This window comes from Pantoea sp. Lu_F5_004, from assembly GCF_051136245.1.
Classification (GTDB): Bacteria; Pseudomonadota; Gammaproteobacteria; order Enterobacterales; family Enterobacteriaceae; genus Pantoea; species Pantoea agglomerans.
The window spans coordinates 2,158,878-2,172,256 of record NZ_CP194946.1 but is presented as its reverse complement, the minus strand read 5'-3'; the positions used below and the strand labels follow the sequence as shown (position 1 = coordinate 2,172,256).

Annotated in this window: 16 protein-coding genes; 14 read left to right on the top strand and 2 right to left on the bottom strand. The window is 56.8% G+C overall.

What is annotated here, in order from left to right; all coding sequences use genetic code 11:
- The first annotated feature begins 1 nt into the window (after window position 1).
- The 12 genes from pqqD (at window position 2) to ACR8BN_RS09975 (ending at window position 10,187) form a co-directional block, all read left to right on the top strand.
- A complete protein-coding gene (gene pqqD, locus ACR8BN_RS10030) occupies window positions 2–280 on the top strand; it encodes a pyrroloquinoline quinone biosynthesis peptide chaperone PqqD (protein ID WP_010245072.1) in 279 nt (92 codons plus the stop codon).
- Complete coding sequence (pqqE, locus tag ACR8BN_RS10025) at window positions 243–1,409, top strand: pyrroloquinoline quinone biosynthesis protein PqqE (protein ID WP_161793189.1); 1,167 nt, start codon at window positions 243–245, stop codon at window positions 1,407–1,409. The genes pqqD and pqqE overlap by 38 nt, the downstream gene beginning before the upstream one ends.
- The gene (pqqF, locus tag ACR8BN_RS10020; protein WP_434746878.1) at window positions 1,409–3,685 is read left to right on the top strand and encodes a pyrroloquinoline quinone biosynthesis protein PqqF; all 2,277 of its coding nucleotides are present in this window, start codon (window positions 1,409–1,411) and stop codon (window positions 3,683–3,685) included. Before pqqE ends, pqqF begins: the two co-directional genes overlap by 1 nt.
- Before the next feature lie 114 nt (window positions 3,686–3,799).
- Window positions 3,800–4,384: a YceI family protein gene (locus ACR8BN_RS10015; RefSeq protein WP_010245067.1), complete on the top strand. Its 585-nt coding sequence runs from the start codon at window positions 3,800–3,802 to the stop codon at window positions 4,382–4,384.
- A gap of 458 nt (window positions 4,385–4,842) precedes the next feature.
- Window positions 4,843–5,823 carry a 6-phosphofructokinase gene (locus ACR8BN_RS10010; protein WP_039392028.1) on the top strand — a complete coding sequence of 327 codons (981 nt, stop codon included), beginning with the start codon at window positions 4,843–4,845 and terminating at the stop codon, window positions 5,821–5,823.
- A gap of 10 nt (window positions 5,824–5,833) precedes the next feature.
- The gene (locus tag ACR8BN_RS10005) at window positions 5,834–6,148 is read left to right on the top strand and encodes a PTS sugar transporter subunit IIB (protein ID WP_010245062.1); all 315 of its coding nucleotides are present in this window, start codon (window positions 5,834–5,836) and stop codon (window positions 6,146–6,148) included.
- Window positions 6,141–7,508, top strand: a complete 1,368-nt coding sequence (locus tag ACR8BN_RS10000; RefSeq protein ID WP_050679525.1) for a PTS sugar transporter subunit IIC — start codon at window positions 6,141–6,143, stop codon at window positions 7,506–7,508. The genes ACR8BN_RS10005 and ACR8BN_RS10000 overlap by 8 nt, the downstream gene beginning before the upstream one ends.
- Window positions 7,495–8,337: a class II fructose-bisphosphate aldolase gene (locus ACR8BN_RS09995; RefSeq protein WP_039392032.1), complete on the top strand. Its 843-nt coding sequence runs from the start codon at window positions 7,495–7,497 to the stop codon at window positions 8,335–8,337. Before ACR8BN_RS10000 ends, ACR8BN_RS09995 begins: the two co-directional genes overlap by 14 nt.
- Before the next feature lie 95 nt (window positions 8,338–8,432).
- Entirely contained in the window at window positions 8,433–8,702 is a 270-nt protein-coding gene (locus tag ACR8BN_RS09990) for a hypothetical protein (protein WP_010245053.1), read from the top strand.
- 9 nt (window positions 8,703–8,711) lie between these two features.
- Window positions 8,712–9,149 (top strand): PTS sugar transporter subunit IIA, encoded by a 438-nt coding sequence (locus ACR8BN_RS09985; protein WP_031592905.1) that lies wholly within the window; start codon window positions 8,712–8,714, stop codon window positions 9,147–9,149.
- The gene (locus ACR8BN_RS09980; protein WP_425010800.1) at window positions 9,146–9,769 is read left to right on the top strand and encodes an AAA family ATPase; all 624 of its coding nucleotides are present in this window, start codon (window positions 9,146–9,148) and stop codon (window positions 9,767–9,769) included. Before ACR8BN_RS09985 ends, ACR8BN_RS09980 begins: the two co-directional genes overlap by 4 nt.
- Complete coding sequence (locus tag ACR8BN_RS09975; RefSeq protein ID WP_129062917.1) at window positions 9,738–10,187, top strand: thiol-disulfide oxidoreductase DCC family protein; 450 nt, start codon at window positions 9,738–9,740, stop codon at window positions 10,185–10,187. Before ACR8BN_RS09980 ends, ACR8BN_RS09975 begins: the two co-directional genes overlap by 32 nt.
- Here ACR8BN_RS09975 and ACR8BN_RS09970 read toward each other — a convergent pair.
- A complete protein-coding gene (locus ACR8BN_RS09970; protein WP_425010799.1) occupies window positions 10,174–11,112 on the bottom strand; it encodes a quinone oxidoreductase family protein in 939 nt (312 codons plus the stop codon). The two genes, ACR8BN_RS09975 and ACR8BN_RS09970, sit on opposite strands and share 14 nt — an antisense overlap.
- 73 nt (window positions 11,113–11,185) lie before the next feature.
- Between ACR8BN_RS09970 and ACR8BN_RS09965 the strand changes: the two genes are divergently transcribed.
- Window positions 11,186–11,677 (top strand): MarR family winged helix-turn-helix transcriptional regulator, encoded by a 492-nt coding sequence (locus ACR8BN_RS09965; RefSeq protein WP_010670119.1) that lies wholly within the window; start codon window positions 11,186–11,188, stop codon window positions 11,675–11,677.
- A 14-nt stretch (window positions 11,678–11,691) separates the two neighbouring features.
- A complete protein-coding gene (locus tag ACR8BN_RS09960; RefSeq protein ID WP_010245041.1) occupies window positions 11,692–12,591 on the top strand; it encodes a LysR family transcriptional regulator in 900 nt (299 codons plus the stop codon).
- On the opposite strand, the gene ACR8BN_RS09955 is transcribed toward ACR8BN_RS09960, so the two are convergent.
- Window positions 12,566–13,375, bottom strand: coding sequence for a substrate-binding domain-containing protein (locus tag ACR8BN_RS09955; RefSeq protein WP_425010798.1), 810 nt, complete (start codon window positions 13,373–13,375; stop codon window positions 12,566–12,568). The genes ACR8BN_RS09960 and ACR8BN_RS09955 overlap by 26 nt on opposite strands.
- Between the last annotated feature and the right edge of the window lie 4 nt (window positions 13,376–13,379).

Sequence of the window (13,379 nt, the reverse complement as noted above, 5' to 3'; positions counted from 1 at the left end):
GATGAATGAAAACTCGATTGCCGCGTTTCGTCGCGGCTACCGCATGCAGTGGGAAGCCGCCCAGGATACTCATGTGGTGCTCTATCCCGAAGGCATGGCGAAGCTGAACGAAACCGCCGCCGCCATCCTTGAGCTGGTGGATGGCAAGCAGGATATCGCCGCGATTATCGCAACGCTGGATAGCCGTTTTCCGGAAGCGGGCGGCGTGGGTGCAGACGTTTTAGAGTTCCTGCAATCAGCCTATGAACAGAAGTGGATACAGTTCCGTGACCCCGCATAAACCTGACGTGAATCCGCCGCTCTGGCTGCTGGCTGAGCTGACCTATCGCTGTCCGCTGCAGTGTCCCTACTGCTCCAACCCGCTGGATTTCGCCCAGCAGGAGAAGGAGCTGACCACCGAACAGTGGATTGAGGTGTTTCGTCAGGCGCGGGCGATGGGCAGCGTGCAGCTCGGATTCTCCGGCGGCGAGCCGCTGGTCCGTAAAGATCTGCCGGAGCTGATCAAAGCGGCGCGCGATCTCGGCTTCTACACCAACCTGATCACCTCGGGCATCGGCCTGACGGAGAAGAAGCTGGATGCGTTCAGCGAGGCGGGTCTGGATCATATCCAGATCAGCTTCCAGGCAAGTGACGAAACCCTGAATGCGGCGCTGGCCGGTTCGAAAAAAGCGTTTCAGCAGAAGCTGGAGATGGCGAAAGCGGTGAAAGCCCACGGCTATCCAATGGTGCTGAACTTTGTTCTGCATCGCCATAACATCGACCAGATCGACAGGATTATCGATCTCTGCATTGAGCTGGAAGCGGATGACGTGGAACTGGCGACCTGTCAGTTCTACGGCTGGGCGCAGCTTAACCGGGAAGGCCTGCTGCCCACCCGCGAGCAAATCGCCCGCGCAGAGGCGGTGGTGAAAACCTACCGCGAGCGGATGAGCACCACCGGCAATCTGACCAATCTGCTGTTTGTGACGCCAGACTACTACGAAGAGCGCCCTAAACCCTGCATGGGTGGCTGGGGTGCCATCTTCCTTAGCGTTACGCCAGAGGGCACCGCGCTGCCGTGTCACAGTGCGCGTCAGCTCCCGGTAGAATTTCCTTCAGTGCTGACGCAAAGTCTGGACGATATCTGGTATAACTCATTCGGCTTCAACCGTTATCGCGGTTTTGACTGGATGCCAGAGCCGTGCCGATCCTGTGATGAGAAAGAGAAAGATTTTGGCGGCTGTCGCTGTCAGGCCTACATGCTGACCGGCAATGCCGACAACACCGATCCGGTCTGCAGCAAATCACCGCATCACGGCAAAATCCTTGACGCCCGGCGTGAGGCGGATTGCAGCGACATTAAAATTGGTCAGCTGCAGTTCCGTAACCGCAGCAACTCACAACTGATCTATAAAACACGGAACCTCTGATGAAAACGCGTTGCCTGGAGATAAACGGTCTGACGGTTGAACTGGTGCATCAGCCCGATGCCAGCCAGGCCGCCGCCCTGATTCAGGTGGGCGCGGGGAGTCACGACGAGCCAGATCGCTGGCCCGGACTGGCGCATCTGCTGGAACATCTGCTGTTCACCGGCAGCACCGGCTGGCCTGATGAGGGCCGGTTGATGAGCTGGATTCAGACGCAGGGTGGCAGGGTTAACGCCACCACGCTGGCCCGGCGCAGCGCGTTCTTTTTTGAGGTTACGCCGTCGCTGCTGGCTGACGGGCTGGCGCGGCTGCAGGATATGGTCTGCCATCCGCTGCTTGATAATCAGGCGATCGGCCAGGAAGTGGCGGTGATTGATGCGGAATATCAGCTATTGCAGCGTCATCAGCCGTCACGCATTGAAGCGGCACTGCTGCACGCCGCCGCGTCACCTGCGGAATTCCACCGGTTCCATATTGGCAGCCGGGCGAGTTTTGGCGATGAGCTCTCTGCACTGCAGCGGGCGCTGCGCCAGTTCCACCAGCGCTACTACTTCGCCAGCAATATGCGGCTCTGGCTGCAGGGGCCGCACTCACTGGATGAGCTGGAACAGCTGGCGCGTAACGTTGCTGCCGTGCTGCCCACAGGGCAGTGGCGACAGGATCTGCCACCGCCGCAGCTGACCAGCGATACCTGCTGGCAGCTGGCAGAGACCGCACCTGCGGCGCTATGGCGCAGCTGGATACTGGATAACAGTGACGGTGTCACGTTATGGCGTGAATTTCTGCTGGATGAAGCACCCGGATCGCTGCTGGCTACCCTGCGTGAGCAGGGGCTGGCGGAGTCGCTGGAGCTGAAGTGGATCTATCAGGCGGGAGGCGCGCTCTGGCTGGCACTGGGCGTTGAAACGCATCAACCTGAAACCGTTAATGTTTTAATCGACAGTTATCTGGATGCACTGCGCCAGACAAATGCGCCACAACATCAACACTATCACCAGCTGGCGCAGCAGCGATTCGTGACGCTGTCACCGATGGAGCAGTTACGCCAGCGCGCAATCGGCTTTGCACCGGATGAAGCCGTGCCTGCGTTACAGCCGCTGCTGGCGCGTCTCACCGACGCGCCGGGCACGTTGCTGTTCTGCACGTCGCACCCGGCTGAGGAAACCCTTCAGACGCAGGGATTCAGCCTGGCGCTGACCGCCTGGCAATCAGCCCCGTCTGAGGCGCTACCTGCGGCCAATTTCACATTCTATCCGTTCGACACCGCCTTAACGTCTGAGCCGCTGCCCGTGCAGGCGGTGGCATTGCCGCATTTTCAGCCTGACGGCCTGCAGGCGACGCTGATCCTGCGACCAGAGTTCTGGTCAACGTTCACCGAAGCGGCAGGCGAAGGGCTGGGGCGGCGGTTACGTCCGCTGTTTGCCGCGTTGCGTCATCAGGGCGGCAACGGCAGCTGGCAGGAAGTGGAGGGCGTGTGGCAACTGACGCTACAACTGACGCCGGATGAGGCGGTGGCTGACCGGGCGATGAGCCAGATCGTCGCCGCACTGACGCTGCCGGTTGAGGCGGCGCAGCCTTCTTCGGGGGAAAGCATCGCGATCCGTGCACTGCTGCGGCAGTTACCCTGGCAGCTGGCCGCCACCATTACGCCACATTGCTGGCGGGCGGCGCTGAAAGGCGGCAACGCGGCACTGCATTCATTAATTGCCCGGCGGCTTAGCGCACTGTCGCTGCCGGTTAACCCTGACACGCCGCCAAAGCGCATGACGACGCAAACCGGTATGACGCGCCTGCCACACGGCAGCGCGGACAATGCTCTGCTGCTGTTTATCCCGCTGCATCGTCCTGAACAGCTGGCGGCGCTTCGCGCGCTGGCGCTGATCTATGAGCCGCGCTTTTTCCAGCGCTATCGCGTTGAGCAGCCTATCGGTTATGTGGTCAGCAGCCGCTATATGCGCTGTGCCGATGAAGATGGGGTGCTGTTTGCGCTGCAGTCGCCCGATTACAGCGCGCTGTCACTGCTGCGCTACTGCCGCAACTTCCTGCGGTCACTGAACGAGACGCTGGCGGGTTACGATCTGGCGGCACTGAAAGCGCGTCTTCTGAGCCGGGAAGTCGATCAGCCACTGGCGTGCTTACGCGCAGACAATGGCCTGGCAGAACCGGATGCGGCGCAGATTGAGGCGCTGACACTTGCGGATCTGCAACAGCTTCACCGCACGCTGATTCAGGATCGCCGCCGCTGGCGGGTGCTGTTCACCGGCGGCGAGAATCTGTAGCGCCCGGTATAAAGTTGCTGAATTTATTTGAAAATTACCGACAAATCTCTTCACTGTCTATTCCGGGCGAACTGGACCACACTCAATTCACTTTGTCCGCATAAGGAATTGACCGTGAAAAACTTCAAACGTATTGCACTGCCCCTGTTAGCCGCTGCCACCCTTTACGCCCCGTTGTCTCAGGCTGAGGCGATGCACTACCAGCTGAATCCTGAGCATACGTCGGTGATTGTTGCCTGGAACCACTTCGGCTTCTCAAACCCTACCGCTGATATCCCTGATGCAACCGGTAACCTGGTGTTTGATAAAGATCATCCAGAGGCATCACGCGTTGACGTGACCCTGCCAGTCAGCAAAATCGACAGCCACGTGGCTGCGCTGACCAAAGAATTCAAAGGCGCTGAGTACTTCGACACCGCTAAATATCCGACTGCGACCTTCCACAGCACCAAAGTGGTGGCGAAGGGCGACAACAAATTTGATGTTGAAGGCAACCTGACCCTGAAAGGGATCACCAAACCGGTTACGCTGCACGCGACGCTGAACAAGCAGGGCGAGCATCCGATGGTGAAAAAGCAGGCGATTGGTTTTGATGCCACCGGCACCATCAAGCGTTCTGACTTCAAGCTGGACAAATATGTCCCAGCGGTAAGCGACGAGGTCACCCTGACCCTGTCAACTGAAGCCTACGCGAAGTAAGCTTTTTGGGGCGTAGCGGCATGCTGCTACGTCCCTTATTCGTTTTTTCTGCGCCTTCTTCCCCTCTGAAATCTATTCTGCCCGCCTGTTTATCTGCCATAAAATAATCCGGATAGCTCCTCATCAATTATCTTCTGAACGCTTTATCTGGCCCGGAACCGGGAAAAATGAGGCGAAAGTCACAAATTTGCAACAGCACGGAATAAGCCACTCTCTGCCGCTGTGTGGCGAAATCAAATTCATATGCCTTCTGAACTAACCCCTTGATTTATATCGTTTCGCTCTAATCTGCCTTCCCGCAAATAGTGTGATTTTGATCTCATAAACCGCCGTTCAGACACCTCTGTCAATAACCCCGCCTAAAAAATACCGCTCGTAACTGTGATCTCCTCTGCAAATAGCAACCCCACTTACCGGAAGAATGGCCCTCAGCAGATTAAGTCCGCGAGGTGAGGGAAATGCGAATTGGAATGGTGATCAGTGGCGGTGATGTGACCGGCATTAATAATTTTGTCTTTCAGTTAGGGAGACTGGCGCAGGCGGAGATGGTGATATTTGACGGCGGCATTCCCGGCCTGCTGGCAAATAACCATCGTGACATCAGCCAGCGTGACCTGCTCGACTTTTCCATCGCCCCGATTCCGGTTATGCAATCGGGACGCACGCAAAAGAAACTGGTGCGCAGCGAATATGAATGTATTGCCCGCCAGCTGAAAAGCGCCCGGATTGACGTATTAATCATGGCGGGCGGTGACGGGTCGCTGCAATTTCTCCATACCTTGTCGGAGTCTGGCGTGAATTGTTTCGGCGTCGGCATGACTATCGATAATGATGTCTTCGGCAGTGATTACACCCTGGGTTTTTCCACCGCCTGCGAGCAGGTATTAAAAGAGGTCGCGAAACTGCGCAATACCGGACGCGCCTTACCAGGCCGGGTATTTATGCTGGAGTTACTCGGCGGCTACTGCGGCGAATTAACCCTGCAGTCGGCGATTAAATCCAATGCGGACATTGCGCTAATTCCGGAGTGCCAGATCCCGCTGCCACAACTGGCGCAGCGCATCACCCAGCGACTGGCAGAGCAGAACAGCGTGATCATTCTCTGTTCAGAAGGCTACACCCGCGAATATTCGCCCGGTTTTCAGGGGGCTATCGACACCTTAATCAAACAGCTTGAGCCACTTATTGGCGTGCGCGTCCGTAAAACTATCCTCGGTTACGGGCTGCGGAATGGTGATCCCACCTGCGAAGAGATTTATCAGGGCACCATTATGGCCAGTGAAGTAGTGCGTTGTATTCAGTCAGGTATGCGGAATAAAGCGGTCATTATCAACGGCAGCAATAAACCGATTCCGATTGATTTAATAAGCATGCAAAAACGCCTGGTCGATATTGACGGGCACCATTACAAACTCGCTAAACAACTCAATATATTGTGAGGAGAAAACCATGCTGAAAATATTATGTGTCTGTGGTTGTGGCTTAGGATCCAGTTTTGCGATTGAGATGAGCGCAAAAGCAGTTTTAAAAAAACTGGAGATTGAGGCCGATATCGATCACACCACCATTTCAGAAGCAAATGCCTTTAAGTCGGACATGATTCTGACGCAAAAAGCCTTTGCCGATGTGTTAAATGCCGACGCCAGTCCGGAACAGATTAAGCGGGTCATTATTCTTAACCGGCTCACCGATAAAGCGGAAATAGAGCAGAAGATCCTGGCCTTTTTAAAAGAACGCAACGTAAAGGTCGCCGCCCATGAATAGTGTGATCGACTTCCTGGTAAAAGATCTGCTGGGGCAGGCGTCGATTCTGATCGCCTTTATTGCCCTGATTGGTCTGCTGCTGCAAAAGAAATCGGCAGGCAAGGTGGTGGAAGGCACCTTTAAAACCCTGCTCGGCTTTTTAATTATGATGGCGGGTATCAATATTATTGTGGGAACCCTGACGTTCCTCAATACCATTTTTACCCACGGCTTTGGCATGCGCGGCTATATCACCGACGTCGCCGCCATTGCCGGGCTGGCTAACCGTGAGCTGGGATCTGAAGTCGCTCTGACGCTGCTGGTGATCTTTATCGTCAATATCATCATCGCGCGACTGACGCCCTTTAAGTACATCTTCCTGACCGGGCAGGCCCTGCTGTGGATGGCGACGATTGGCGCGGTGATTGGCTACAAAGCGGGGCTGACCGGTCTGCCGCTGATCCTGACCGGCGGTATCTTTGGCGGGGTCATGGCCGTGGTGATGCCTGCGCTGGCGCAGCCGGTGGTACGACGCATTACCGATTCGGACGACGTTGCCCTGGGTCACTTCTGCACCATTGGTTATCTGGTCACGGCGGCGGTCGCCAAAGTGGTCGGCAAAGGATCGCGATCCACCGAAGATCTGAAGCTGCCCGATAACTTCAAGTTCCTGCAGGATACCTATCTTTCGATGGCGCTGGTGATGGTGCCAATGTACCTGATCCCCGCCGTGGCGGCTGGTCCGGCGTTCATCGCCCAGTACAGCAACGGCATGAACTACCTGATGTACGCCTTTATGCAGTCGATTCAGTTTGTGGCCGGAGTCTTCGTGCTCTACAGCGGCGTCCGCCTGCTGCTTAACGAGCTGGTGCCTGCCTTCCGTGGTATCGCCATGCGTGTCGTGCCGGATGCCAAACCGGCGCTGGACTGCCCGGTGATGTTTCCCTATGCCCCGAACGCGGTGATTGTTGGCTTTCTCGCCACCACGCTCGGTTCAATTGTCGGCATGCTCGTCTTCCCGATGTTTGGTCTGGCGATGATCCTGCCTGGCCTGCTGACCAACTTCTTTGCCGGTGGCACCGCCGGGGTATTTGGTAATGCCATGGGCGGACGGCGCGGCGCGATGATCGGCGGCTTCGTCCACGGCCTCTTTATCACCATTCTGCCCGCCATCCTGGTGCCGATGCTGGAGAGCTATGGCTTCACCGGTGTGACCTTCAGTGACTCTGACGTTATCAGTACCGGCCTGGTGCTCGGCCACGCCTTCCAGAATAACTGGCTGTTCGTTGCCCTGTTTATTGCCTTTGTTACCGCGCTTGCCTGGTTTGTTAATGGCAAATCCACAAAACCTCAAGAGGAAAAAATCCATGAAACTTTATAACTTCGCCGATTTGTTGAAGCTGGCTAAACAGCGCGACTTTAAAGCGGTGGGTTCTTTTAATCTTCACTGCCTGGAGATGCTGCCCGCCTATTTTAAAGCGGCAGAGAAAACCAATAGTCCGTTAATGATTCAGATTTCCACCGGTACGGCAAAATATCTCGGCCATAAATTACTGGTCGATGCGATTAAATCGCTGTCAGAAAGTATGAATGTACCGACCTGTCTGCATCTCGATCACTGTTCCGATTTAGCGGCGATTCAGACAGCGATTGATGCCGGATTCAGTTCCGTGATGTATGACGGGTCACATCTGTCAATAGAAGAGAATATTGCCAATACCCGCCGGGTGATTGATATGGCGCGTCCGCACAATGTTTCGGTAGAAGCGGAGCTGGGCGCGATTGGCGGCTCGGAAGATGGTAAATGCGTGGAAATGGAGGCGATTGCGTTTACGCCGGTAGAAGATGCGCGCCGCTTTGTCGAAGAGACTGGCGTCGATATGCTGGCGATCTCCATCGGCACCGTGCATGGACTTTACACCGGTAAAGCGCATATTCAGCATCAGCGACTGGCTGATATTACGGCGGCAACCCACACGCCGCTGGTGCTGCACGGCGGCACCGGCGTCAGCGATGAAGATATGCGGCTGGCGGTCAGCAGCGGTATTGAGAAGGTCAATGTCGGCACCGAAATGAACGTTCAATGGGTGGCGCAGTGTAAATCGACCTTTGAAAAAGGCAAGGTCAATGACAGTGTGCGTAATTTCCTGGTGCCGGCCAATGATGCGGTAACCAGTGTGCTGGTAGAGAAGATGCAGTTATTCCGGTAATCGCCCGTTTCGCCATCACCGGCTTATTGCGTCAAACCTTTTATAATTACCTATTAATCTGAGCCACCCCGACATGCTACGGGGCAGGAGAGCCTATGTTTGGATTCTTAAAAAAGTCTCCGGCTGTGGAACAACCCAGCGAGCAGCAGCAGGATCATCTGGCGGAATTAAGTCGCGAGAAAATAACGCAACTGGAGCAGCAGCTGGCTATTAATCCGCGTGATGGCGAAACGCAAAAACAATTAATGCTGGAATATAACCGGGCATTAAGCTTATTTGCGAAAAGCCGTCGCTATCGCAATGAAATTGATGCGCTGTTTGTCAAAATCGATGAATTACGCAATGTGGTTCGCCAGTCGATTTAAGGAGAGCTGATGACGATTAAGCAGTTATTGCAAGAGGCAAACGCTATTCAGATTGGTATCGACGCCACGGACTGGCGTCAGGTTATCGCGCTGGCTGCCGAACCCCTGGTCAGTGGCGGCTATCTCGATGCCTCTTATCCTGATGCGGTAATCGCCAATACGCTGGCCCATGGCGCTTACTACGTGTTTGAGGAGGGGATCGCCATTCCCCATGCGCGACCGGAAGCGGGGGTGATCCGTGACTGTTTCAGTATGATTCTGCTGAATGAACCGATCTCGTTTGAGGGCAGTGATAAAGCGGACATTGTCATCATGTTTGGTGCGCGTGACAGCAATGCCCATATCGAAGAGGGGATCCGCGCGATTGTGTCGCTGCTGGAAGATGAGGAAACGCTGGTCAGATTACGTCAGGCCAGCAGCATCGCGGAGGTCATTGATATTTTATGACGCTAAAAACACCGTTAAAACGCGTGGTGCTGGTTAATGGCATTCCGGCTTCGGGTAAAAGCACCCTGACGCACGCGCTGTCACAACACTTTGGCTGGCCGGTGCTGACGCTCGATAGCCTGAAAGAACCCTTTATGCACGCTTTTGCGCCGGTCGATCGCCAGCGTAACCGGCAACTGGGCTGCGCGGCCTATCAGGCGATCTGGAACATCGTCGCGCAGGCGCCCGCCAGTCAGATCTGGCTGATCGACGCCTGGTTCGGGTTCCAGCCCCGTACGCTGCTGGAGCAGGGACTGAAACAGGCGGGCGTCGAAGAGGTGCTGGAGCTGTGGCTGAAGATTGAGCCGGAGGTGGCGGTGGCGCGCTATCAGGCGCGGCTGTCGCAGCGGCTGCCGGGCCATCCGGGGGCTGAGTATCTGCCGGAACTGCGCCAGCTGGCACAACAGGCCACTCCGATGGCGCTTGGCCAGGTGTATGAGGTTGATGCCTGCGCCCAGGATCACGCTGCCGTCATTCACTGGCTGCAGCAGCAACTGACCAGAACCCGCTACACTTCAGTTCATCATCAGAGGAGTGAGGAGTTGCAGGATGTCGTCGCCCCCTTATCTGCAAACCGGTGAAAGCGCCGTGCTCTACGACGGTGTCTGTAAGCTGTGCAACGGCTGGGTTCAGTTCCTGCTGCGTCGCCATCTGGCGCGGCAGGTCCGTTTTGCCTCGGTGCAGAGCGAGCAGGGCAAAGCGCTGCTGCGCTGGGCCGGACTGCCGGAAGAGAACATCAGCACCATTGTCTACATTGCCGATAACCAGCACTGGCTGCGGGCGCAGGCGGTGTTCCGCGTGATGCAGCACCTGCCGGCACCCTGGCGCGGGCTGGCGGTGCTGCGCCACTTTCCCGACGCGATCAGTAACTTTGCCTACGACCGTATCGCGTTAAACCGCTATAAGCTGTTTGGGCGTTACAGCGCCCAGCACGCTATCCAACCCGATTATCCTGGTCGATTTCTGCATGAGGTGGAGCAGACGGTCACGGAAGGGTAAATACCGTCCGGCAACGGCTGTCGTCGCTCTGCCATTCCTCCGCGATATCACTTAATGGACGCGACCGGAAAGGAATGGTAAAACCGTGCGGTCCGGCGGCCTGCAGCATTTCCCCTATTGAGGCGATCAGTTCACGGTCTGGCACACTGCCCAGCCCGCTTCCCATCAGTGTTAGCCCGGATGAGCGCAGCAGCTTACTGTGCAGGGAAATCTCCTGCCCGCTCAGCGAACCAATCTGCACAAAGCGCACGATTTTTTCGCCACCCCGAACCGCCGCAGTCATGATTGCCAGTGCGCTCTCACCCCACAGATAATCCAGTACTACATCAACGCCCTCTGCCATCAGGGCGGGGAGTTCGGTGGGCAGCGCATCCAGCGTCAGAGTGATATCAGCACCCTCATTGTGCAACTGCTGCAGCGTTTCTCTGTTACGGCCGGTGGCAATGATTTTGCCTGCACCCAGCGCGCGGGCAATGCGGATCGCCAGGCGACCCGAAGTGCCGGTCGCGCCATTGATCAGCACGGTCTCGCCGGGGCGAAGTGCGGCCCGACGGGTCAGCGCTGTCCAGGAGGACATGCCCGGATTCGCGAGAGCTGCTGCCAGCACCGGATCAAGGCCAGAAGGCAGTGGGATGATGTGTTCTCTACTGACCACCGTCCGCTCGGCCATACTGCCCGAGGCGGAGTCAAAAGCCAGAAAGTAGACAGCCTCGCCGTTGTCGAGGTAGCCCGTTCCGTCAATGCCCGGAATAAACGGGAATTGCGAAACGGCGCTGTAGTGGTTGCCCGCCGCCCGGGCTTTCGCCAGCTGGCTGAGTGCTGCGGCTCTGACGGTGATCCGCTGCTGATGCTCACCGGCCTGGGGTTCCGGTCTGTCACCGTAGTGAGGTTTTGCGCCTGCCTGATCGATTATCGCTGTTTTCATGGTTGGTCTGCCTTCTGTCTGGGAGTTATTAGGTGTAAAGTACACACATTATTCCTGCCTCAGGATGGCGTCAATGAAAAGTGTGCAAAATACACATAAATACGATGCGCTGCATAATTGTCTGCTGACGATTGCAGGCGCGCTTAACCGCCCCCAGCGCGATATGGCGATGATTAAAGCGGCGGGTATTGAACTGGATCGGGCGCTGTTTCCGCTGCTGGTTCAGGTCAGCCGGTTCGGGCCGATCGGCGTAGGCGAACTGGCCGATCGGGTGGGGCGTGACTACAGCACGGTCAGCCGTCAGGTGGCGAAACTGGAGGAAACCGGGCTGGTCGTGCGGCAGAAAAATCAGCAGGACAAAAGGATTAACGAGGCAGCCATTACCGCAGATGGCCGGGCGATGACCGATAAAATCGATGCGCAGCGCGTGCAGGTCTATCAGCGCGTTTTCCGGCACTGGCCGGACAGCGATCGCGAGGCGCTGGAGCAACTGCTCAGCAGATTTGTTACCGATTTTACCCTCACGGAAGGTGACGAAAATGATGACAAGCATGATGCGGTTTAAGGGAAGAGGGATTTATGCCGGTTAATTTCGATCTCAACGATCTCTATGCGTTTCGCGCGCTGGTGGAGTTTGGCAATTTTCGCCTGGCGGCAGAATCGATCTGTCTCTCACAGTCGGCGCTGAGCCGCCGGATAGATAAGCTGGAAACCTCGCTGGGGATCAAACTGTTTGAGCGTACCACGCGCCGCGTCACGCTGACGCTGAAGGGGCATGCGTTTGCTCAGCGCTCGGATAAGTTGCTGGCTGATTTTGAGGAGGTCATGGCCGATCTCAGCGAGGTGAGCTTAGCCCGCACGGGACTGATTACCGTAGCCTGCGTGCCGTCAGCCGCCTACTACTTTATGCCCAACATCATCCGGCTATTTCAGGCGCGCTATCCCCGCGTACGAGTCAAACTGATCGACAGCAGTGCGGCTAACGTTTATGACGCGGTGATTGGCGGTCAGGCCGACTTCGGCATCAGTTTTTCCAGCCGCTCGCAGCCGGATGTGCATTTCCAGCCGCTGATGGATGATCCCTATGTGGCGGCCTGTCGGCGTGACCATCCTATAGCCGGCAAAAAGAGTCTGAGCTGGCAGGCGTTTTATCAGTATGAGTGGGTCGGGCTGGATAAAACCTCCGGCAATCGCAACCTGCTGGATCAGGCGCTGCAGGCGATCATGCCGGAGAAACCCTGTATCTGTGAAACCCGGCACGTCACCACCATGCTGGGGATGGTTGAGGCGGGGCTGGGCATTGCTGCCGTCCCCGCCATGTCGATGCCTGGCTACGATCATGCCCTGCTGATGGCGGTGCCATTGACCGATCCGCAGGTGAAACGCACCGTGGGTCTGCTACGTAAAAATGGCCGGACGCTGTCGCACATTGCGGGCGAACTGGAGAACCTGATTATTGAACAGTATCAGCGGCTTTAACCGGTTTTGACGCTTTCACGGTGTGTAGTCCGCTGGCGTGCACCGCCTGTTGTGCCTCAGAAGAGGCGAGCCAGCGCAGCAGCTTAGCCGCCTCATCCGGCTGCGCTGACTTGCGCACCACGGCACCGGCGAAGCGGGTGGTGTATTGCAGCTTGTCCGGCAGTTCGCCAATAAAAGTTACGCCCGGTACCGGCAGCAGCTCACTGACCTGCTGAAAGCCGATAGCGTATTTACCGGCCGCGACCTCTGATGCCACCGGGATGCGCTCAACCTTCACCGCTTTCGCCTTAACCTGATCCTCAATGCCCAGGCGGCTGAACAGCTGGCTGCTGACATATTTACCGCTGGCGCTGTCGGAATAGGCGACAGAGCTGGCGTTCAGCAGAGCAGTACGCAATGCGCTTTCGCTGCCGATCTTAACCGGTGTGGCACCCTGTTTGATCACCGCGCCGATGCGGGAGTCCGCCAGTTCAACCCGTGAACCCGGCAGCGTCTTGCCCTGCTTTTGCAGATCGCTTAACGCATCGCCGACCATAATCACCACATCGGCCGGTTCACCGCGCGCCAGTCGTGCCGGAATGGCCTGCGGGGTTTTACCCATAGATGGACCGGCGACGGTGTTGATAGTGATCCCTTCACGCTGGGCGAAGCGGGGCGAGAGCGTATCCCACGCTGCTTTAAACCCGCCGGAGATCATCACCGTCAGCTCTTTTGCCTGCGCCGTGGCGCTGCCCGCCACGCTGAACAGCAGAGCAACGTACAGCGACATCGTTTTCAGTTTCATTTTA